The sequence below is a fragment of the Paenibacillus sp. 01T422 genome, assembly GCF_056398785.1.
The window spans coordinates 1-3,817 of sequence record NZ_JBFTQB010000646.1; the positions used below are offsets into that span (position 1 = coordinate 1).

Here is a 3,817-nt window from a genome sequence, read left to right on the forward strand (position 1 = left end):
CTGTATAACCGGCCCATTCTTGTTGAGAGGTCTTTTTAATTAAAGCTCTGGCAGGCAGAATCGAGCTGGCACTCATGCTGAATTCATGAAGTCCCATACCGAGTAGAATCGGAATCGCGTGCTCATCCCCAGCCATTTCTCCACACATGCCCACCCATTTGCCTTCCTTGTTCGCAGCTTGGATGACCATCTGGATTAAGCGAAGAATGGATGGATGACAAGGCTGATACAAGTATGAAACGGTCTCATTCATTCGATCCGCAGCCATCGTATATTGAATGAGGTCATTGGTACCAATGCTGAAGAAATCAGCCTCTTTTGCCAAAAAATCAGCAGCTATTGCCGCAGCCGGCACTTCAATCATAATCCCTACTTCAATGCTATCAGACACGGGGATTCCTTCTTGCAGAAGCTTCTCTTTCTCTTCCTGCAGCAATTGTTTAGCGGCAAGCAGCTCATCCATAACAGCAATCATAGGGAACATAATTTTCAATTGCCCATAGCTGCTTGCTCTCAAAAGCGCTCTTAGCTGCGTACGAAACAGGTCCTCTTGGCTCAAGCATAAACGTACCGCACGCAAACCAAGAAAGGGATTGCTTTCCACTGGAAGCTTCATGTAAGGCAGTTCTTTGTCCCCGCCAATATCAAGGGTGCGAATAACGACAGGTTTGTTGTTCATTCGCTCCAATACGTGTTTATAGATCTGAAACTGCTCTTCCTCACTAGGCAGCGCACTGCGCCCCATATAGAGGAATTCGGTCCGGAATAACCCGATCCCTTCCGCGCCATTGGCCAGAACTTTTTGCAAATCTTCCACACTGCCAATGTTGGCAGCTAGTTCTACACGATGATCATCCGAAGAAAGAGTCGGCTCATTAATAAGCTTGCGCAGTTCGGCTCTTCTCTCGTCATACGATGCTTTGCGCATCTGATACGCCTCAACCTCTTGATCACTTGGCGCGACAAGCACTACACCCTCAACCGCGTCTAGGATGAGCATCGTACCTGTCACGATGTCTTTGGCCCCTTCACCTGCACCAACCACCGCAGGCACTTCCAGGGATCGAGCCATGATGGCGGAATGAGATGTACGGCTGCCCACCTCGGTAACAAAGCCAAGCACATAATCAAGATTTAATTGCGCTGTATCGGACGGCGTCAAATCATCTGCGATCAGAATGCACGGCTCATTAATAGCCGAAATCGCTGCATAAGATACACCGCGCAGCTTGCTCATAATCCGTCCCGTGACGTCACGGACATCTGCCGCGCGCTCCCGAAGCAGCTCATTATCCATCGCGCTCAGCACTTCAATGAAGCTGCCCGCAACTTCATGCAGCTTGAATTCAGCATTCATGCTTTCATCTTTTATACAATCTATAATGGCATCTATATAATCAGGATCTTCAAGCAGCATCAAATGCGCCTCGAAGATTTCCGCTTTGGCCGCACCCATTCGCTGTTCCGTCAAATCTTTTATTTCTTCTAATTCTTGTCTGGTTTCTTCCACAGCTTTGCTAAAACGAAGGATCTCCTGATCCTTGTCGGCCACTTCCACAGCCACGGGCACATATTGCTCTTTATTCAGTCGAAATGCTTTGGCCAGCGCAATGCCGGGGGAAGCAGCTATGCCGGTTAGACGTTCAGTCATCATGTTCGCCATGAGGAAACTCCCCTTTCTTAAGAAACAACCGTTTGTTTGAATTGTTCGTAATGCGTTAGAATCAGCTGATGAATAGGGTGCTCTTCCTTAATTGACGTATACTTGGTAATCGTTTGAGCAAGCCCAATATCTCGCAAATCGGCTTGAATTTGAGCGGCTTCCGGATCAGCAGCATCTTGAAATAAAAAGGCAGCAGCCATGACCATGGTTAGATAAGTTGGGGTCCTCCCTAGATCATACCCTTGTAAAGCGGGTCTGACCAGCCGGTCATTCACAGATAATTTACGAATCGGTGATCTTCCTACGCGCGCTACATCATCAATCAAGTAAGGATTCGTAAATCTTTGCAATATTTTATCTATATAGATCTCGTGCTGTGCAAGTTCGAAGTCATGCTTCTTAATCAAAATAGAACCCGTCTCATGCATAACATGCCTTACTAATGAGGCAATTTGTGGATTAGCCATCGTTTCTTGAATCGTCGCGTAACCTTGCAAATATCCAAGATAGGCAGCGCTGCAATGTCCTGTATTTACGGTGAACAGCTTACGCTCAATGTAAGGCTCTAGCGTCTTGACATAATGAACTCCCGCAATACGTGAGAAGCCCTCCAGCATTTGCGACTCATCAACAACCCACTCGTAGAAAGGCTCCACCGTCACTTGAAGCGGGTCCTCATTATGCTGAATAGGAACGATTCGATCCACTGCAGCATCGGGAAAGGCAACAACAGCATCGGCTTTCGCACGCACTTCATCACTTAACAAAGCATATACGTGTTCTTTGAGCTGCGTACTTCCGCCAATGGCATTCTCACACGCAATGATGTGCAGCGGCGCGGCTCCACTCGCGATCCTTAGCTCAATCCCTTTGGCAATTCCGCCAGCGATATGCTTCAGGATATTGACGCCCACCGCAGTTGTCACAAGATCGGCCTGTGCCACAGCTTCAGCCACAGCTTCCAGATTCTTGCCGTTAATAGCAGTAACTCCTGCAACCGTGAAGGTCTCTTGCGCTTCATTCGCCAAACGCACCGTATAAGATTTTCTTTCCTGCAGCAAATCAACTAAGGTATCATTAACATCCGAGAAGATAACTTCATATCCGGCTTGTGACAAAAGCAGACCAATGAAGCCTCTTCCAATGTTGCCAGCTCCAAAATGTAAAGCCTTCATCATTCCATCCCGCTTTCGAAAATCTTCACCATCTCTTCTGGTGTAGAAGCTTGCATAATCTGCTCGATGTTCTCATCTTCCGAGCAAATCATCGCTACATTGGTCAAAATGTCCAAATGCTCATTCCCCGCGGCAGCGATCCCAATCACCAAGTTGGCTGTCTCTCCATCACCGAAGTCCACACCATCCGGAATTTGTACAATGGACAGTCCCGTTGAGAGTATCAACGATTTGGAGTCCTGTGTGCCGTGAGGAATTGCCAAACCATTACCCATGAAGGTAGATAAAGTCATCTCTCTCTCGATCATTTTATCGATATAACCTGCTGAAGCATGACCGGCATCGACTAGCAATTGGCCCGCCATTCGAATGGCCTCGAATTTGTCTTTCGGTTTGGCATTCAGCTTTACTTTATTGGTTGATAAGATACTCATCGTAGATCTCTCCCCATAATCCGATTTATTTTTTATTCTCTAGAAAAGCTGCTAACTCTTGGGATAAAAACTGTTTAATCTCTGACTGGCTGCCCAACTTCAACAGTTCGATCATTTCAGGGATAAGCAGGAAAGAACTTATTTCGCTTAGCACTTCCAAACTCTCTTTCGAAAGCTGCTGTGGACCGAGCATAAGCAGCATTTGTCTCACACCCGATTTGTTCCCGCTCTCTAACGGCAAGTCATCCGCTAATCGAAACAAGGTGAATGAAGGCTTTCTAACCTGTTCACTTCGAATATGAAACAGCGCAAGACCCGTGTCAGGAATCACCTGACTGCTCAACTTCTCCCTCGCGAGCAGCAGATCAACGATCGGTTTTACATCATCAATAACACCGGATCTACTGACATAACTGCATATATCATGCAAGGCGTCTTCCAAGTCTTCATAACTTTGCTCGATGTGGAACGCCATAAATTGATCAATGATACTTACAATTTCATTAATGTAGAATTGGATACGATGCAATCGATCTCTAGACCCT

General features: G+C 46.6%; 4 protein-coding genes. All 4 read right to left on the reverse strand.

Annotated features, from left to right (window positions below):
* Positions 1-1,651 (reverse strand): phosphoenolpyruvate--protein phosphotransferase (gene ptsP / locus AC1DUA_RS28065; RefSeq protein ID WP_477502895.1); only part of this gene is annotated, 1,651 nt, incomplete at its 3' end.
* Positions 1,652-1,680: 29 nt separating this feature from the next.
* The gene (locus AC1DUA_RS28070) at positions 1,681-2,838 is read right to left on the reverse strand and encodes a mannitol-1-phosphate 5-dehydrogenase (protein ID WP_477502896.1); all 1,158 of its coding nucleotides are present in this window, start codon (positions 2,836-2,838) and stop codon (positions 1,681-1,683) included.
* Positions 2,838-3,272, reverse strand: coding sequence for a PTS mannitol transporter subunit IIA (locus AC1DUA_RS28075; protein ID WP_477502893.1), 435 nt, complete (start codon positions 3,270-3,272; stop codon positions 2,838-2,840). The genes AC1DUA_RS28070 and AC1DUA_RS28075 overlap by 1 nt, the downstream gene beginning before the upstream one ends.
* A 25-nt stretch (positions 3,273-3,297) precedes the next feature.
* On the reverse strand, positions 3,298-3,817 hold a 520-nt coding region (locus AC1DUA_RS28080), incomplete at its 5' end, for a PTS sugar transporter subunit IIA (protein ID WP_477502894.1).